Source organism: Mesorhizobium sp. M0491 (assembly GCF_040321265.1).
GTDB lineage: Bacteria > Pseudomonadota > Alphaproteobacteria > Rhizobiales > Rhizobiaceae > Mesorhizobium.
The window spans coordinates 1-17,510 of record NZ_JAMYRE010000004.1 but is presented as its reverse complement, the minus strand read 5'-3'; the positions used below and the strand labels follow the sequence as shown (position 1 = coordinate 17,510).

The window sequence follows — 17,510 nt, the reverse complement described above, 5'->3', positions numbered from 1 at the left end:
CGATTGCCCGAAGCCGGGCCGTCATGGTAACGAGGGCGCACGCGGGTATGATGTAATGGTAGCTTGTCAGCTTCCCAAGCTGAACGCGAGGGTTCGATTCCCTCTACCCGCTCCAGTCTAAGGCGTCAGAACCATTTCAGCGCCTGCCTGTTCGTCGAACACAACCGAGCAGCCTCGCGCAAGCGCCACCGTTGCGAGGGCGTTTGCTGCCACGTCATCCGATGAAACGAAATCGCCGGTCAACACCCGCAATTCTTCCACGCCTTCAGCCATGGAAACGAAATTCCCGACCGATCGATCGTGCTTGCAGGCCTCGATCACGTAAAGCAGATCGATGATTTCGAAGCTGCGCATGTTCAGCCTCCAGAAGAAATCGTCCCTTGCAAGATCATGAACGCATTGGCGGGAAACAATGTTCCCAGTTCGCTTTCGCTAGAGCAATTCCAGGAACGGTTTTCCGTCCGGAATTGCGTCAAAACGAGGAGTTAGAGCGGGTCGCCGTTTCCGTGAAACGGTGAACTGCTCTAGCCTCGGCCTGGCGGTGCTTTCGCCGGACAACCTACCCGGGCCAGCCATCATCCCACTTCCCTCAGAATGAAGTCGTGCAGCATCTTGGCGGCCGGCGACAGCGCGCGATTCCTGACCGTGATCAGGCTGTAGGGCCTGACCTCGATGTCGAATTCGGTCTGGACGACGTCAATGGCGCCGGCCAGCCCGTCAGGGTTCTGGATGAATTTCGCCACCTGGACAGAGACCGGTGCGATGGCATCGGATTGCGCGACCATGACCAGGGTCAGGAGCAGCGAACTGGTGTTCAGGATGCGGTCCGGCAGAGCGATGTTGCGGTTGAGGAAGTTGCTCTCCATCGCCTGGCGCAAGGGCGAGCCGCCAGACTGGAAGACCCAGTCATAGGCGGCGGTCTCTTCCAGCCGCACCGCCTCGCCCTTGGTGAGCGGATGGCCCCGGCGCACGATCAGGCAGGCCTTCTCGACGCCGATGACGCGCGACTCGAACAGCCGCGGATTGAGATCGTCGGGGATGCGCGCGATGATGAAGTCATGGCGCGTGGCGATCAGCTCACGTGCCAGCACATTGGAGGTCTCGACCTGCATGGTGATCTCGATACGCGGGTAAATGCGGCGGATTTCACGAATTGCCGGCACCGCCAACTCGATGGCCGGCGCGGTCACGGCACCCAGGAAAACCGAACCGCCCTTGCCCGCCTTGAGCTCGGAAATCTCGCGGTCGACCTCGCGCATCTCCAGCAGGATCGAGCGCGCGCGCCTGGCCAAAGCCTTGCCGTATGGCGTCAAGGTGATACCGCGCGGCAGCCTCTCGCACAGCTTGACCTCCAGCACCGCCTCCATCTCCGCGATCATGCGCGAGGCCGCCGGCTGCGAAATGTTCAGAACCTGGGCTGCCGCGCTGACCCGGCCATGGTCGTCGAGCGCGACGATCATGCGCATGTGACGCAGACTGAGACCGCTGCGCAGCAGGGTTTCGCCATCGCCCGGTGCTTCTCTGTAACCATTTGAAGCTGTTGTCGGATTCCCGGGCCGCGCCATCGCTTTCCCTGCCTTCTGCTCGTGTTAGGCCGACATCGGGGTCAGCCCGTCACGTCGCAATACATATACCAACCATGATATAGCAACCATCAAAGATCGCATTTGACAGTTATGGCAAAGACCCACACCCTCCGCGCGTTCCAAGACGTGACGGTCGCTGACGAGCAAAATCGTATCGATTGAATCAGCGTCTCGGGGCCATGGGAGGATACCGGAGATCGATATGACGGCAGCAGTGCCTTGGCGCTTCTGCACGATTGCGCGGCCCGCGACCCCCGGGGTGCCGCGTCCATCAACCAGGGAGAGTTAAAGTGAAAATCATCAAGACACTGGCCGCCGTCGCGGCCCTTGGCATCGCTGCCATGACCTATTCGGCGCACGCAGCCGACAAGGGTCTCGTCGGCGTGCTGATGCCGACCAAGACCTCGCAGCGCTGGATCAACGACGGCGACGCCGTCAAGTCCCAGCTCGAGGCTCTCGGCTACACCGTCGATCTGCAATACGCGCAGGACGACATCCCCAACCAGCTCAGCCAGCTGGAAAACGAGATCACCAAAGGCCCGAAGGCGCTGATCATCGCTTCGATCGACGGCACCACCCTGTCGGATGCTCTGCAGAAGGCCGCTGACGCGGGCGTCGTCGTCGTCGCCTATGACCGCCTGATCAAGAAGACCGCCAATGTCGACTACTACACCACCTTCGACAATTTCGGCGTCGGCGTGATCCAGGCGAATTCGCTGGTCAAGGGCCTCAAGGAGCGTTTCCCGAACACCAAGCCGTGGAACGTCGAACTGTTCGGCGGCTCGCCCGACGACAACAACGCCTTCTTCTTCTACAATGGCGCCATCTCCGTCCTGCAGCCGCTGATCGACGACGGCTCGATCAAGATCAAGTCCGGCCAGACCGGCATGGACAAGGTCGGCACGCTGCGTTGGCTCGCCGCCACCGCCCAGGCGCGCATGGACAACCTGCTGTCGGCCAACTATTCGGACGGCAGCCGCGTCGATGGCGTTCTTTCGCCCTATGACGGCCTGTCGCGCGGCATCACCGCCTCGCTGCGCGCCGTCGGCTACGGCACCGAGGCTCAGCCGTGGCCTGTTGTGACCGGCCAGGACGCCGAGACCGCTTCGGTCAAGCTGATCATCACGGGCGAGCAGTATTCGACCGTGTTCAAGGACACCCGCGAACTGGCCAAGGCCACCGTCGAACTCGTCGACAAGGTGCTCTCGGGCGGCAAGCCGGACGGCCTCGATGAAAAGACCTACAACAACGACGTCAAGGTCGTTCCTTCGATCCTGCTGACGCCGCATGAGGTCGACAAGTCGAACTACCAGGCGCTGGTCGTCGACTCCGGCTACATCAAGGCCGACGAGCTGAAGTAACCCCGGTTACAAAGTCAGGGGTCCTGCGCAACGCAGGGCCCCTTTTCGTTCACCAGCGAGCCCGGTATTGTCGCCGACCTCGCCGGCAATGTTTGCCGAGCTCTCAAGGAGCGGTTGTCCCATGGCCTCGACGATTTTGGAGATGCGCGACATCACCAAGACGTTCCCCGGCGTGAAGGCGCTGTCGAACGTCAACCTCAGCGTCGAGGAAGGCGAGATCCATGCCGTGGTCGGCGAAAACGGCGCCGGCAAGTCGACGCTGATGAAGGTGCTGTCGGGCGTCTATCCCTCAGGAACCTATGACGGCCAGATCATCTTTAACGGCGAGGAATGCCAGTTCAAAGGCATCCATGACAGCGAGCGCAAGGGCATCGTCATCATCCACCAGGAACTTGCGCTGGTGCCGATGCTGTCGATCGCCGAAAACATCTTCCTCGGCAACGAGCACGCCAGATACGGCATCATCGACTGGAATGCCAACGAGGCGCGCACCAGCGCCCTGTTGAAGAAGGTGGGCCTCAAGGAGGACCCCAAGACGCTGATCACCAATATCGGCGTCGGCAAGCAGCAGCTGGTCGAGATCGCCAAGGCGTTGAGCAAGGAAGTCAAGCTCCTGATCCTCGACGAGCCGACGGCGTCGCTCAGCGAAAAGGACAGCCAGGCGCTGCTCGACCTTCTGCTCGAATTCAAGCGGCAGGGCATGACCTCGATCCTGATCTCGCACAAGCTCAACGAGGTGAACCGGGTCGCCGACAAGGTCACGGTCATTCGTGACGGGCGCACCATCGAGACGCTGGCCAAGAAGGACATCTCTGAAGACCGCATCATCACTTCGATGGTCGGCCGCTCACTCGACGACCGCTATCCGCCGCGCGAGCCTGATATCGGCGAGATCGTGTTCGAAGTGAAGAACTGGTCGGTCTATCACCCGATCCATGCCGAGCGGCAGGTGATCAAGGGTATCGACATCAACGTGCGCAAGGGCGAAGTGGTGGGTATTGCCGGGCTGATGGGCGCTGGCCGCACCGAATTCGCCATGAGCCTGTTCGGCCGCTCCTACGGCCGCCGCATCTCCGGCGAGGTGCTGCTCAAGGGCAAGCCGGTCGACGTATCCTCGGTGAGCAAGGCGGTCCAACACGGCATCGCCTACGTCACAGAGGACCGCAAGACCTACGGTCTCAACCTTATCGACCATATCAAGCACAACATCACGCTGGCCAATCTTGGCGGCGTCTCGCGCCACAGCGTGATCGACGACATGCGCGAGCTCGCCGTTGCCAACGACTATCGCAAGAAGACCAATATCCGCGCGTCCAGCGTCTATCAGATGACCGGCAATCTCTCCGGCGGCAACCAGCAGAAGGTGGTGCTGTCGAAATGGCTGTTCGCCGACCCGGACGTGCTGATCCTCGACGAGCCGACACGCGGCATCGATGTCGGCGCCAAGTACGAAATCTATACGATCATCGCGCGGCTCGCCTCGGAGGGTAAGGCGATCGTGGTCATCTCGTCGGAAATGCCGGAATTGCTCGGCATCACCGACCGCATCTACGTCATGAACGAAGGGCGCATCGTGGGCGAAATGCCCGCCGCGGAAGCAAGCCAGGAAAAAATAATGCGTGCCATCGTTCGTGGAGAAGGAAAAGCAGCATGAGCACCGAAAGCGCCCCCGCCCCGCAGGGCAACGTCGCCGAAGAGCAGCGCCCACGCATCGCCGTCTCGGCGCTGACGACGAACCTGCGCGAGTACGGCCTGATCCTGGCGCTGATCGCCATCATGGTGTTCTTCCAGTTCACCACGAACGGAACGCTGTTCAAGCCGGTGAACCTGAGCAATCTGGTGCAGCAGAACTCGTTCATCATCGTGATGGCGCTGGGCATGCTGCTGGTGATCGTCTCCGGCCATATCGACCTCAGCGTCGGATCGGTCGCCGGTTTCATCGGCGCGCTGGCGGCGATGATGATGGTCATCTGGCCGCTCGGCCCGTTCAGCAATCCGCTGGTGGTGTCGATCATCTGCCTGATCGTGGGCGGCGCGATCGGCGCCGCGCAAGGCTACTGGATCGCCTATCACCGAATACCGAGCTTCATCGTAACGCTGGCCGGCATGCTGATCTTCCGCGGCATCTGCCAGGCCCTGCTGGGCGGCGGATCCTCGGTGGGGCCGCTACCCGATGGCTTCAAGGCGCTCAGCTCCGGCTTCATTCCGGATGTCATCGGGCCACTGACGCTTATCCCGCCGACGGTGAACGCGGCCGGCAAGACCATCCTGGGCAGCGGCCTGACGCTGCACATGACGACGATTGTGCTGGGCCTGATCGCCGTGCTGGCCTATGCCTATTTCGGGGTGAGGACGCGCCGCAAGCGCGAACGCCATGGCTATGAGGCCGAGCCCTTTGCCCTGTTCGTCGTCAAGACGCTGGTCGGCAGCGCGCTGGCCCTGTTCCTGGTCTACCAGTTCGCCAGCTACAGGGGCCTGCCGGTGGTGCTGCTCGTCATGGGCGTGCTGATCTCGCTGTTCGTCTTCGTCACCAAGCGCATGACCATCGGCCGCCGTATCTACGCCATGGGCGGCAATTCCAAGGCCGCGCAGCTGTCGGGCATCAACACCGAGCGGCTGACGCTGATGGTGTTCATCAATATGGGCGTGCTGTCGGCGCTCGGCGGCCTGATCATCGCGGCGCGACTGGGACAGGCGGTGCCGGCCGCGGGCCTCGGCAGCGAGCTCGACGTCATCGCCGCCGTCTTCATCGGCGGCGCCTCGGCGATGGGCGGCGTCGGTCAGGTCATCGGCGCGGTGGTCGGCGGCTTCATCATGGGCGTGATGAACAACGGCATGTCGATCATGGGCGTCAACGTCGACTGGCAGCAGGTGGTCAAAGGCCTGGTGCTGCTCGGTGCCGTGATCTTCGACGTCTACAACAAGAACAAGGCTTGAACGGGCTTAAGAGCAATTCCAGGAAAAGTGTGAAACGGTTTTCCGCCCGGAATTGCACCAAGACAATGAGTTAGAGCGGTTTGCCGTTTCCGTGAAACGGTGAACTGCTCTAGTCGAGGCAAGCAGGAGGCATACGATCGCGGCGCTGCCGGCAACCCGCCGGTAACAGAAGTCCCTGAGGGACCAGGCCCGCGAGCGCAATCCGAACTGAGAATTTAAACCGTGGCATGGACGAGGTCCCGGCCGCGCCGAGCACTCTGCCGTTTTGGCAGTCCTGCCAAGGCAAATGAGAGAGGATTCATCATGCTGATCTCCCAGATCCTTGACGACGCCGAGACCATCCGCGTCGTCGCCCGCAATGGCGGCAAGACCCGGATCATCAATGGCGCCCGCAGCGTCTATTCGCTGGCGATGGAGGCCGCCCGCACCGGCGTCGGCCTCGTCGCGCTGATCGAACGCAAGGGGCTTGGCGAGACGGTCGATCTCGAGGCCGCTTACAAGAAGGGGCGGCTGCTGTCGCCGATCAATCACCCCGATCCGGCGCATCTGCACCTGACCGGCACCGGGCTGACGCATCTCGGCTCCGCCGCAACGCGCGATTCCATGCACAAGAAGCTGAGCGCCGACGGCGAGGAGCAGCTCACCGATTCCATGAAGATGTTCCGCATGGGGCTGGAGGGCGGCAAGCCGGCGAAAGGCCAGATCGGCGTGCAGCCGGAATGGTTCTACAAGGGCAATGGCACGATGGCGGTGGCGCCAGGCGCCGCACTCCTGTCACCGGCCTTTGCCAAGGACGCCGGCGAAGAGCCCGAGGTGGCCGGCATCTATGTCATCGGCGATGACGGCGCACCTTTCCGCGTCGGCTTCACGCTGTCGAATGAGTTTTCCGACCACGTCACCGAGCGCGTGAACTATCTGTTCCTCGCCCATTCCAAGCTGCGCAACGCCTCGTTCGGTCCGGAAATCCTGATCGGCGACCTGCCGCCCGATATCCGCGGCACCTCGCGCATCGTGCGCGACAGCGAGGTGCTGTGGGAAAAGCCGTTCCTGTCCGGTGAAGCGAACATGTCGCACACCATCGCCAATCTCGAGCATCACCATTTCAAATACGCGGCCTTCCGCCAGCCGGGCGACGTGCATGTGCATATGTTCGGTACGGCGACGCTGTCCTTCGCCGACGGCATCAAGACCGAGGCCGGCGATGTGTTCGAGATCGAGGCCGGGGATTTCGGCCTGCCGCTGCGCAACCCGCTGGAGATCGAGCAGCCGGTGAAGGTGGCTGTGAAGGCGCTGTGAGGCGTCGATGACAGCGTGATCTCCCCCCTCGTGGGGGAGATGGCCGGCAGGCCAGAGGGGGGCGCTGTCCCGCCAACGTCTCCATCCTACTTAGTTTTTCTTTCGAACCAGTCTGCTGGTGCAGAGAGGTCGCGATCCCTCGCGCCCCCCTTCTGCCCTGCCGGGCATCTCCCCCACGAGGGGGGAGATTGGCGGCTTCGACGTCTCAATAAATATCGAAGTCGAAATATTTGGCCTGGATCTTCTTGTAGGTGCCGTCGGCGACGATGGCGTCGATTGCGGCGTTGAGCTTGTCGCGCAGGGCCGTGTCTTCCAGGCGCACGGCAATGCCGGCTTGCGTCTCCGTACCCTTGACGTCTCCAATCATCTTGCAGCAGCCTTCGCTCGCCTTCTTCATCCAGTCCACCAGCACGAACTTGTCCGAAATGACCGCATCGAGGCGGCCATTCTGCAGATCGGTGATCGCCTCTTCCTGGGTCGGGTAGAGCTTTGCCTCAGCGCCCGCCTTGCCATATTCATTCTGGGCATAGTCGGCCTGCGTGGTCGAAGCCTGGGCGCCCACCGTCTTGCCGGCAAGGGCCGCCGGTTCGGTCGAGGTGAGATCGCTGTCCTTAGGCGCCACCAGAGCGAGCGGTGTCGTATAGTATTTGTTGGTGAAGGCGACCTGTTTCTTGCGCTCCTCGGTGATGCTCATCGAGGCGATGATGGCGTCGAACTTCTTGGCCTGCAAAGCGGGAATGATGCCGTCCCAATCCTGGGTGACGATTTCGCATTCGACCTTCATCTGCGCGCACAGCGCATTGGCGATGTCGATGTCGAAGCCCTCCACCTTGCCGTCGGCCGTAATGGTGTTGAACGGCGGATAGGCGCCCTCGGTGCCGATCTTGATTTTCTCCGCCGCCTGCGCCGACAAAGAGCCGGCAGCCATCACCAGCATGGCAGCGCCTGCTGCCGATACGATCCATTTTGAAATCTGCATTTTCTTGGTTCCCCTTGCAGTGTTTCGTTTCAAGGTCAGCGTAACCAAGCATGGCGGGGCAGAGTCAGGCAAGCTGAGTCTGGTCGGGACCGAAGGCCATCAATCGATTAGGTCGATTTCAAATTCAGGTAGCCTTTGCCACTTGGCAAATGGATTTGGATCACGCCGCCAATACTCCAGCACTTTGACTGGCTCAACACTCAGGTCGCCGTTCTCGGCATGCAAACCTGCTGGAGGCTCGCCCATTGCCAAAGTCTTCGACCGGGTCAGATGATCGGCTCTCTCAAACTGGGCGGTGTGCCCGCATATCAACTGCAGATATTCAGGACCACCGCGCGCCCGAGCCAATACAAGGAGGCATTCCGTTGGCCTACCATACGCGCCCATGCCTGGACGAAACGGAGCAAAGCGCGGCACGTCATGGACATCCCACCAAATCGGTTTGCTGTCGGTTAGCGATAAGATGTCGTCATAGGGGTCGTTCATTGAACTCACCGCTCTTCCAGTACGAACCATCTCCTGGCCGAGTTTTCACAAGAGCTCCGCCTGATCAAGTATTCAGCGCGCGGCGCGGAAATGCTTGGACAGCTTCAGGCCCTGCGCCTGGTAGTTGGAGCCGAGATCGGTGCCGTAGAGCGCCTGCGGCCGCTTCAGCATATGTTCGTAGACCAGCCGGCCGACGATCTGGCCGTGGTCAAGGATGAACGGCACTTCATGGCTGCGCACTTCCAGCACCGCCCGGCTGCCGGTGCCGCCGGACGCCGAATGGCCGAAGCCCGGATCGAAGAAGCCGGCATAGTGGACGCGGAATTCGCCTACCAGCGGATCGAAGGGCGTCATCTCGGCGGCGTAGAGCGGCGGCACGTGCACCGCTTCCTGGCTGACGAGGATGTAGAATTCATCGGGATCGAGCACCAGTTCGCCGGCGCCGCTCTTGTGGATCGGCTCCCAGAAGTCGACGACCTCCTGGGCCGCGCGCTTGTCGACATCGACGAGGCCGGTGTGATGCTTGCCGCGATAGCCGACCAGGCCGTTCTGATCGCCGTTGAGGTCGATCGACAGCGCGATCCCGCCGCCGGAAATGTTCGGCGGCTCGGTGGCGACCAGCATCTCGGTGCGATGCAGGTCGTGCAACTCGGCTTCGGAGAGCAACGCATTGCCGGTGCGGAAACGGATCTGCGACAGGCGTGAGCCGGTGCGGACCACGATCGGGAAGGTGCGCGGGCTGACTTCCAGAAAGAGCGGGCCATGATAGCCGGCGGCGATCTTGTCGAACTCGTGGCCGCGATCGGTCATGACGCGGGTGAAGATGTCGAGCCGTCCGGTCGAACTCTTCGGATTGGCCGAGGCCGAAATGTCCGCCGGCAGCGCCAGGCTTTCAAGCAAGGGCACGATGTAGACGCAGCCGGTCTCCAGCACCGCGCCCTCGGCAAGATTGATCTCGTGCAGTTGCAGCCGGTCGAGCTTTTCCGAAACCTTGTGGTTGGGGCCGGGCAGAAAGGAGGCGCGCACCCGCCAGGCCTTGTCGCCGAGCCTGAGATCGAGGCTGGCCGGCTGGATCTGGTCGGCGTCGAGCGCACGCGCCGACTTCAGCGCGCCGGACTGGAACAGCGCTGAAATGTCCTGATCGGGAAGAATGCCTGTCTGCCGCAAGGCTCCACTCCTAGGTCAGACGTTTTTCTTGTCGCAGGTTCTTGTCGCAAAACCGTGGAACACTTTTGCGGAACCTGCTTGGTACAAACCTCTTAATGAAGCCGGCAATTGACGCAAGCGCGGTGCGGGTCTAAAGGGTCGTTATCCCGTGGTGATTTGGCCGGTCGGCTTGCAGCCACGTTAAACAAGTCGCTAAAGGACCGTCGGGCCGCAAGGCCGTATGGACCGGTTGCGACTTTCGCGGCCGGTTTTTTTGTGTCTGGAAGAAGAGCGATGAGCACCAAGAAGCACAACTGGAAGCCTCAGACGGCACTCGTGCACAGCGGAACACTGCGTTCCGGTTTCGGCGAAACGTCGGAAGCGATCTACCTCACCCAGGGCTATGTCTACGAAACGGCGCAGGCCGCCGAGGCCCGTTTCAAGGGTGAGGAACCGGGCTTCATCTATTCGCGCTACGCTAATCCGACCGTCGACATGTTCGAAAAACGCATGTGCGCGCTCGAAGGCGCCGAAGACGCCCGCGCCACCGCGTCCGGCATGGCTGCGGTGACGGCCGCCCTTCTGTGCAGCGCCAAGGCCGGCGACCATATCGTGGCGGCGCGTGCGCTGTTCGGCTCCTGCCGCTGGGTGGTCGAGACGCTGGCGCCGAGATACGGCATCGAGGCGACGCTGGTCGACGGCACCGACATCGCCAATTGGGAAAAGGCGATCAAGCCGAACACCAAGCTGTTCTTCCTGGAAAGCCCGACCAATCCGACGCTGGAAGTGGTCGATATCGCCGCTGTCGCTTCGCTTGCCAATTCGATCGGCGCCAGGCTGATCGTCGACAATGTCTTCGCCACGCCCCTGCAGCAGAAGCCCTTGCAGCTCGGTGCCCATATCGTCGTCTATTCGGCGACCAAGCACATAGACGGCCAGGGGCGCTGTCTCGGCGGGGTGATCCTGTCGGACAAGAAGTGGATCGACGAGAACCTGCACGACTATTTCCGCCATACCGGCCCAAGCCTGTCACCCTTCAACGCCTGGACGCTGCTGAAAGGCCTGGAAACGCTGCCGCTGCGCGTGCGCCAGCAGACGGAAAGTGCCGGCCGGATCGCGGATTTCCTGGCCGAGCGGCCGGAGATCGCCCGCGTCATCTATCCCGGCCGCGCCGACCACCCGCAGGCTGATATCGTCAAGAAGCAGATGGCGGGCGGCTCGACGCTGATCTGCCTCGACGTCAAGGGCGGCAAGCAGGCGGCCTTTGCCTTGCAGAACGCGCTCGACATCGTCTTGATCTCCAACAATCTCGGTGACGCCAAGAGCCTGATCACCCACCCGGCGACGACGACGCACAAGAATCTGAGCGACGAGGCGCGCGCCGAGCTCGGCATCGGGCCGGGCACGCTCCGGCTGTCGGTCGGGCTGGAAGACACCGACGATCTGCTTGAGGACATCGCGCAGGCGCTGAAGGCCAGGTAGGGCCTTCAGGCGCCGGACGGCGTCTCCTCCAGCTCGGCCGTCTTGGTGCCGATGGTCATCGCATTGCCGCGCCAGTCGACGGCGCCGCCGAGCCAGCCGCGCCCCCACATCGCCGGCAGGATCAGGTCGCGCATCATGATCGCGGCCACCATGCGTGGCGACAGGTACCAGCCCTTGGACCAGGCCAGCGCGCACTCGGGAAGGTAGAAGGCTACCAGCACTGCAAGGGCGGTTGCCCAGAGGCTGAAGCCCGCACTGGCCGCGGCAATCAGCGCAAGCACCAGCGGCACCACGGCGCCGGTCAGGATTTCGGGTGCGAAGAACAGCGGGAAAGTGACGCGGCGCAGGCGCGCCCAACGGGCCTGACGCGACCAGATCTCGTCAAAAGAGCGCCGGCCAAGCGGCTGCTCGAAGGGGGCGGCGACGAGATTGACGCGCAGGCCGAGACCGTTCACCAGCTTGGTCGCGGCGGCATCCTCCGCGATCTCGGCGGCCAGCGCGCGGATGCCGCCATTGGCGTCGAGCATCGGCTTGTTCCAGAGCATGCTCTTGCCCTGGGCAAAGCCAAGGCCGAGCGCCTCGCCAGCATATTGCCAGCGCGCCTGCAGCGTGTTGAGGAAAGCGCATTCGACCTCGGCCCAGAAGCCGGCCGGCCGCGAGCCGATCGGCGTCGAGCAGACAAGGCCGGTGCCGGGCCGCCAGGCAGCCATCAGATGCTGGATGTAGTCCCTCGGCATCAGCACGTTGGAATCGGCCAGGACGACCCAGTCGTGCCGCGCCGCCTCCCAGCCCTTGACGCAATTGTTGAGTTTCGGATTGGCGCTGATGCGGTCGTCGCCGACAAGCAGCCGGGCCGGCACTTTCGAAAACCGGACGATCGTCCTGTTTATCAATTTGACCACCGGATCGTCGGCATGGGCGACGCAGAAAATCAACTCGTAGCGCGGCCAGTCGAGCGAGAAGGCGCGCTCCAGCGTCTCCTGCGTGAACGGCTCGACGCCGCGCGACGGCACGACGATCGACACCGGCCGTCGCTTGCCGGCCGGCGCGGCAATGGCGCGGCGCCGTTTCAGACGCGAAGCGGCGAGCACGATGCTGGCGAGATTTGAGAGGATGAGGGCAGTTGAAAGCGTGGCGGCTATGAGAGTGAGTTCCATCGAGATCCGGTCACTCCAGGAAAACCGGTCCGCCAGAACAATCTGGCTGGCATGACGACCGATTCAACAATTCGACAGAGCGCCCGAGTCGCGCGGCACTGGTCGGCGCACACCATCATTGTCATGTGTCACTTAAATGACATTCTTTGCCGCCACCTGCGGTTCCGTCCGCAATGACAGGACGCGCACCGTTGACCAGCCCGCGTGGAGCGCCGAAAGTTCGACCTAGAGCCTGTTCCATCCCGATTGAACCGGGATGGGGCTCTATCTCTGTTTCTTTGAGCATGATCTCTTCTGAAAACCGGTTCCCACTTTTCAGGATCATGCTCTAGATTGTTTGGAGCCGCTTATGTATAGCGCCGTCACGCGCAACATCGAAGTGCAGGTCAGGCCGTTCTATCTGGAGGACCGTTCGGATCCCTCGGAGAACCGCTATGTCTGGGGCTATCAGATAACGATCGACAATCAGTCGGACGATTTCGTGCAGCTTCTGTCGCGCTATTGGCACATCACCGACGGCACCGGCCGGGTCGAGGAAGTGCGTGGCCCCGGCGTGGTCGGCGACCAGCCCGAACTCAATCCCGGCGACAGCTACCAGTACACGTCCGGTTGCCCGCTCTCGACACCATCCGGCATCATGGTCGGGCACTACACGATGCGCAACAAGCGGGGCGAGACGTTCGACATCGCCATTCCGGCGTTTTCGCTGGATCTGCCGGGGACGCGGCGGACGGTGAATTGATTTCGCCTCACCGGCCGCGGAGCGGCCGGTGAGGCGTGGTTTTTTTCTCTACTGGGCCGCAAATTCCGCCGGATCGAAATCATATTGCTTCGAGCAGAATTCGCAGGCGACGTGGATGCCGCCGTCTTCGGTGCTGTCCTTGATCTCCTGGGCGGAAAAACCCTCGAGGATGCCGCGGATCTTGTCCTTGGAGCACGAGCACTGGTCGGCGACCGGAACGCCGCCGAAGACGCGCACGCCATGCTCGTGGAACAGCCTGTAGAGCAGCCGCTCGGCGCCGATCGTCGGGTCGATCAGTTCGGTCGGCTCGATCGTACCGAGCAGCGCCAGCAACTCCTGCCAGGAATTGTCGGCCGGATCGTGGATCTCCTCGCGCGGATCGCCATCGCCACCCGGCAGGTCCGGGACGCGCATGCGCTCGGGCGACTGCGGCAGGAACTGCGCCAGGATACCACCGGCGCGCCACTGCTCGCGGGCGCCGCCGGGACCGGGCGTCAAAAGCTTGGCCACCGACAGCCTGAGATCCGTCGGGATCTGCTCCGACTGACGAAAATAGGTGCGCGCAGCATCCTCCAGCGTCTCGCCGTCGAGCTGGACGATGCCCTGATAGCGCTGCGTGTGAGCGCCCTGGTCGATGGTCAGCGCCAGCACGCCGCTGCCGAGCAGCGTCTGCTGGGAGGTTTCGCCGGCCGCGACCAGCGCTTCCAGCCGGTCGGCATCGAAACGCGCATAGGCGCGCAATGCCGAGGGCGTGGAAAAATCGGCGACCAGCATGTCGACAGGCCCGTCGGTGCGGGTCTGCAGGATGAACTTGCCCTCGAACTTCAGCGAAGTGCCGAGCAGCACGGTCAGCACACAGGCCTCCGCCAGCAGGCGGGCGACCGGCTCGGGATAATCGTGGCGGCCGAGGATGGCGTCCAGCATCGGCCCGAGTTGGACCGTGCGGCCCCGCACATCGAGCGGGCCGACCTCGAACGGCACGACGTGATCGTCGCCGGCATAGCCAAATTCGCCGAGTTTGGGGTGATGTTCAGTCACTTGATAGGTTTCCAACATGACAAAGCTCCAGGGCGCGGCCATGCCGCCCTCCGGGGCGCATGCGTCGAAACGCGCTTGATTTGCGTGATGCGGCGCAAATAGGCATCACACCCCCGCAGATCAAGCTCCTGGGGATCAAGCGCCGAGACACTTCAAGCGCCGAGACACCAGGCCAGCACGGCCTTCTGGGCATGGAGCCGGTTCTCGGCCTCGTCGAAGACCACCGAATGCGGTCCGTCGATGACCTCGTCGGTCACCTCCTCGCCGCGATGCGCCGGCAGGCAGTGCATGAACAGCGCGTCCGGCTTGGCCCTGGCCATCAGCTTGGCATTGACCTGGTAGGGCGAGAACACATTGTGGCCGCGGGCGCGATGCTCCTGGCCCATCGACACCCAGCAATCGGTGACGATGCAGTCGGCCTGGTCGACGGCTTCCTCGGGCGAGCGGGTGAAGTGCAGCTTGCCGCCATGCGCCTGCGACCAGTCAATGTGCTTCTGCGCCGGCTCGCTGCCTTCGGGCACGGCAACGTTGAGGTTGAAGCGGAACCGGGCCGAGGCCTCGATCAGCGAATGCAGCACATTGTTGCCGTCGCCGGTCCAGGCGATGGTCTTGCCGGCGACCGGACCGCGATGCTCCTCGAAGGTCATGATATCGGCCATCAGCTGGCAGGGATGGGTGTCGTCGGTCAGTCCGTTGATCACTGGCACGGTGGCGTTCTCGGTCAGCTCCAGCAGTCGCTCATGCGAGGTGGTGCGGATCATGATCGCATCGACATAGCGCGACAGCACCTTGGCGGTGTCGGCGATGGTCTCGGAACGGCCGAGCTGCATCTCGGTGCCGGTCAGCATGATGGTCTCGCCGCCGAGCTGCCGCATGCCGACGTCGAAGGAGACGCGTGTGCGCGTCGACGGCTTGTCGAAGATCATCGCCAGCACCTTGCCTTCGAGCGGTTTGGTGCGCTCGCCGGCCTTGAGGCGCGCCTTTCGCACCACCGCATCGTCCAGCATGAAGCGCAAATCGCCTTCGGAAACGGCGGAAAGATCGGTGAAATGGCGAACTGACATCAGCAATGGTTCCGGGATTACTTCGCCGCGGCGGAAGCGATCGCCTCCGCCAGGCCCTTGGCGCCGGCGCGAATGCGGTTGAGCGCGTCATGGATCTCGGCGTCGGTGACGGTGAGCGGCGGCAACAGGCGAATGACGTTGTCGCCGGCCGGAACCGCCAGCAGGTGCTGGTCGCGCAAGGCCATGTTCACCTTGGTGTTGGGCATGGCGCATTTGAGGCCGAGCATCAGCCCGGCACCCCTGATGTCCTCGATGATTTCGGGAAACTCGTCGGCGACCGACGCCAGCCCCTGCTTCATGAGCAGCGCCTTGCGCTGGACATCTTCGAGGAAGCCGTCTTCCAGCACGACGTCGAGCACGGCGTTGCCGACTGCCATGGCCAGCGGGTTGCCGCCGAACGTGGTGCCATGCACGCCAGCGGTCATGCCGACGGCCGCTTCATCCGTGGCAAGGCAGGCACCCATCGGGAAGCCGCCGCCAATGCCCTTGGCGATCGCCATGATGTCTGGCGTTACACCTGACCATTCATGCGCAAACAGCTTGCCGGTGCGGCCGATGCCGCACTGGACCTCGTCGAAGATCAACAGCAGGCCGTGCTGTTCGCACAATTGCCTGAGCCGCTTCAGCGATTGCGTCGGCACCGGACGGATACCGCCCTCGCCCTGCACCGGCTCGATCAGGATGGCGGCCGTCTCCGGCGTGATCGCCTTTTCGGCGGCGTCGATGTCGTCGAAACTGACCTGATCGAAACCTTCGACCTTGGGGCCGAAGCCCTCGAGATATTTGTACTGGCCGCCGGCCGCGATGGTCGCCAGCGTGCGGCCATGGAAGGCACCTTCGAAGGTGATGACGCGGAAGCGCTCGGGGTGTCCGTTGACGAACTGGCAGCGGCGCGCCGTCTTGATCGCGCATTCCAGCGCCTCGGCGCCGGAATTGGTGAAGAACACCTTGTCGGCGAAGGTGGCGTCGGCCAGCCGCTCGCCAAGCCGGCTCTGCCCGGGGATCTCGTAGAGGTTGGAGACATGCCACAGCTTGGCTGCCTGCTCGGTGAGTGCGGCGACCAGATGCGGATGGCTGTGGCCCAGCGAATTGACGGCGATGCCGCCGGCAAAGTCGAGATATCGCTCGCCCTTGTCGGTAATCAGCCATGTGCCTTCCCCGTGGTCGAAGGCCAGGGGTGCGCGAGCAAAGGTCTCGTAAAGCGCCGAACCGCTCATTATATGCGTCTCCGGTACCGGAAAATCAAAAAAGCCGCCAAAGCGGCGGCCTGTGCGGCTTATCCCGTTTTTCGGCCATGAAGTCAACGAAAACGTCGCGTAGTGGCGCGCGGCAAGCCCCCTGACGGGACGCCGGCTCATAAGCGACCGGGCAAGTTGGGGAAAACCGAAAAAACCGATTCGTGTTGCACTTGGGACTCTTGTCACCGAGTCAGCGCATAGAGTAGTTGTAGTCGAGAAATAACTAGATTTCGTGCGGCGGACCTAATCACCAGATATATGTGGTGTCTGCCCCGGCAAATGTTGCCGGGTCGGGAGAAGGATTCCGATTGCCGCACGCTTAGAGGAGCGCGGTCTCATGAACTGGACTGACGAGCGGGTAGAACTCTTGAGAAAACTGTGGTCGGAGGGTCTGAGCGCAAGCCAGATTGCTGCGCAGCTTGGAGGGGTCAGCCGCAATGCGGTCATCGGGAAGGTGCATCGGCTGAAACTCTCGGGCCGCGGTCGCTCGACCGCCACGCCGGCACGCCAGAAAAAGGCGGCACAAGGATCGACCGTCCAGAAATCGGTATCACGCGCTGCAACCACGGCACGCCATGTCACGACATCGATCGGCGCGACCGCCCTGCAGACGCAGTTCGACGCCGAACCGGTGGCGCGCCATTATATCCGTCCGGTTGAGAATGTCGTGCTGCCGATCTCGCGGCATCTGCAGCTGGTCGAGCTGACCGAGCGGACCTGCAAATGGCCGAACGGCGATCCGCTTTCAGAGGACTTCCATTTCTGCGGCAACGATGCCGCCGAAACCGGTCCGTACTGCAAGTACCACGCCCGCGTGGCATTCCAGCCGGCATCGGAGCGGCGGCGGAGCCGATAGTTAGGGATTGGGCAGTAGGCAGTAGGCAGTAGGGGCAATATGCTCTGAATTTCTTGCCCTACTGCCTACTGCCTACTGCCTACTGCCTACTGCCTACTGCCTACTGCCTACTGCCTACTGCCTACTGCCTACTGCCTACTGC

The 17,510-nt window shown here is 62.7% G+C and carries 17 protein-coding genes, 1 tRNA gene and 1 riboswitch; of the genes, 8 read left to right on the top strand and 10 right to left on the bottom strand.

The window, feature by feature from the left end:
• Positions 1-41 precede the first annotated feature (41 nt).
• A tRNA-Gly gene (locus NKI69_RS05795) sits at positions 42-115 on the top strand.
• 2 nt (positions 116-117) lie between these two features.
• On the opposite strand, the gene NKI69_RS05790 is transcribed toward NKI69_RS05795, so the two are convergent.
• Positions 118-354, bottom strand: a complete 237-nt coding sequence (locus NKI69_RS05790; protein ID WP_023813880.1) for a hypothetical protein — start codon at positions 352-354, stop codon at positions 118-120.
• Positions 355-575: 221 nt separating this feature from the next.
• Positions 576-1,565, bottom strand: a complete 990-nt coding sequence (locus NKI69_RS05785; RefSeq protein ID WP_127411597.1) for a LysR family transcriptional regulator — start codon at positions 1,563-1,565, stop codon at positions 576-578.
• 311 nt (positions 1,566-1,876) lie between these two features.
• On the opposite strand from NKI69_RS05785, the gene chvE reads away from it, so the two are divergent.
• From chvE to araD1, 4 genes are all read left to right on the top strand, one after another.
• Positions 1,877-2,947, top strand: a complete 1,071-nt coding sequence (gene chvE / locus NKI69_RS05780; protein ID WP_128305264.1) for a multiple monosaccharide ABC transporter substrate-binding protein — start codon at positions 1,877-1,879, stop codon at positions 2,945-2,947.
• Positions 2,948-3,068: 121 nt separating this feature from the next.
• Positions 3,069-4,601, top strand: coding sequence for a multiple monosaccharide ABC transporter ATP-binding protein (mmsA, locus tag NKI69_RS05775; protein ID WP_352720403.1), 1,533 nt, complete (start codon positions 3,069-3,071; stop codon positions 4,599-4,601).
• Positions 4,598-5,884, top strand: coding sequence for a multiple monosaccharide ABC transporter permease (gene mmsB / locus NKI69_RS05770; RefSeq protein ID WP_352720401.1), 1,287 nt, complete (start codon positions 4,598-4,600; stop codon positions 5,882-5,884). The genes mmsA and mmsB overlap by 4 nt, the downstream gene beginning before the upstream one ends.
• Positions 5,885-6,187: 303 nt before the next feature.
• Positions 6,188-7,180: an AraD1 family protein gene (gene araD1, locus NKI69_RS05765; protein WP_352720399.1), complete on the top strand. Its 993-nt coding sequence runs from the start codon at positions 6,188-6,190 to the stop codon at positions 7,178-7,180.
• A 205-nt stretch (positions 7,181-7,385) separates the two neighbouring features.
• Here araD1 and NKI69_RS05760 read toward each other — a convergent pair whose 3' ends face one another.
• From NKI69_RS05760 to NKI69_RS05750, 3 genes are all read right to left on the bottom strand, one after another.
• On the bottom strand, positions 7,386-8,159 hold the full coding sequence (locus NKI69_RS05760; RefSeq protein WP_352720397.1) for an ABC transporter substrate-binding protein: 774 nt from the start codon (positions 8,157-8,159) through the stop codon (positions 7,386-7,388).
• Positions 8,160-8,258: 99 nt separating this feature from the next.
• The gene (locus NKI69_RS05755; RefSeq protein WP_128287794.1) at positions 8,259-8,645 is read right to left on the bottom strand and encodes a hypothetical protein; all 387 of its coding nucleotides are present in this window, start codon (positions 8,643-8,645) and stop codon (positions 8,259-8,261) included.
• A 72-nt stretch (positions 8,646-8,717) separates the two neighbouring features.
• Positions 8,718-9,812 carry a 2'-deoxycytidine 5'-triphosphate deaminase gene (locus tag NKI69_RS05750; RefSeq protein ID WP_027039510.1) on the bottom strand — a complete coding sequence of 365 codons (1,095 nt, stop codon included), beginning with the start codon at positions 9,810-9,812 and terminating at the stop codon, positions 8,718-8,720.
• Between the two features lie 138 nt (positions 9,813-9,950).
• Positions 9,951-10,028: riboswitch (SAM riboswitch) on the top strand.
• 57 nt (positions 10,029-10,085) lie between these two features.
• On the opposite strand from NKI69_RS05750, the gene NKI69_RS05745 reads away from it, so the two are divergent.
• Positions 10,086-11,273, top strand: coding sequence for an O-succinylhomoserine sulfhydrylase (locus NKI69_RS05745; protein ID WP_292564337.1), 1,188 nt, complete (start codon positions 10,086-10,088; stop codon positions 11,271-11,273).
• Between the two features lie 5 nt (positions 11,274-11,278).
• Here NKI69_RS05745 and NKI69_RS05740 read toward each other — a convergent pair whose 3' ends face one another.
• Positions 11,279-12,430: a ceramide glucosyltransferase gene (locus NKI69_RS05740; protein WP_352720394.1), complete on the bottom strand. Its 1,152-nt coding sequence runs from the start codon at positions 12,428-12,430 to the stop codon at positions 11,279-11,281.
• A 121-nt stretch (positions 12,431-12,551) separates the two neighbouring features.
• Positions 12,552-12,755 carry a hypothetical protein gene (locus tag NKI69_RS05735; RefSeq protein ID WP_155930578.1) on the bottom strand — a complete coding sequence of 68 codons (204 nt, stop codon included), beginning with the start codon at positions 12,753-12,755 and terminating at the stop codon, positions 12,552-12,554.
• Between the two features lie 24 nt (positions 12,756-12,779).
• Here NKI69_RS05735 and apaG point away from each other — a divergent pair, with 24 nt between their 5' ends.
• Positions 12,780-13,172, top strand: coding sequence for a Co2+/Mg2+ efflux facilitator ApaG/CorD (apaG, locus tag NKI69_RS05730; protein WP_013533640.1), 393 nt, complete (start codon positions 12,780-12,782; stop codon positions 13,170-13,172).
• A 48-nt stretch (positions 13,173-13,220) separates the two neighbouring features.
• Here apaG and NKI69_RS05725 read toward each other — a convergent pair whose 3' ends face one another.
• From NKI69_RS05725 to NKI69_RS05715, 3 genes are all read right to left on the bottom strand, one after another.
• Positions 13,221-14,252 carry an Hsp33 family molecular chaperone gene (locus NKI69_RS05725; protein WP_031213286.1) on the bottom strand — a complete coding sequence of 344 codons (1,032 nt, stop codon included), beginning with the start codon at positions 14,250-14,252 and terminating at the stop codon, positions 13,221-13,223.
• Between the two features lie 110 nt (positions 14,253-14,362).
• Complete coding sequence (gene argF / locus NKI69_RS05720) at positions 14,363-15,274, bottom strand: ornithine carbamoyltransferase (RefSeq protein ID WP_031213288.1); 912 nt, start codon at positions 15,272-15,274, stop codon at positions 14,363-14,365.
• A gap of 17 nt (positions 15,275-15,291) precedes the next feature.
• Positions 15,292-16,491 carry an aspartate aminotransferase family protein gene (locus NKI69_RS05715; RefSeq protein ID WP_023811341.1) on the bottom strand — a complete coding sequence of 400 codons (1,200 nt, stop codon included), beginning with the start codon at positions 16,489-16,491 and terminating at the stop codon, positions 15,292-15,294.
• Between the two features lie 358 nt (positions 16,492-16,849).
• On the opposite strand from NKI69_RS05715, the gene NKI69_RS05710 reads away from it, so the two are divergent.
• Positions 16,850-17,368 carry a GcrA family cell cycle regulator gene (locus NKI69_RS05710; RefSeq protein WP_023811342.1) on the top strand — a complete coding sequence of 173 codons (519 nt, stop codon included), beginning with the start codon at positions 16,850-16,852 and terminating at the stop codon, positions 17,366-17,368.
• Positions 17,369-17,510: the final 142 nt, after the last annotated feature.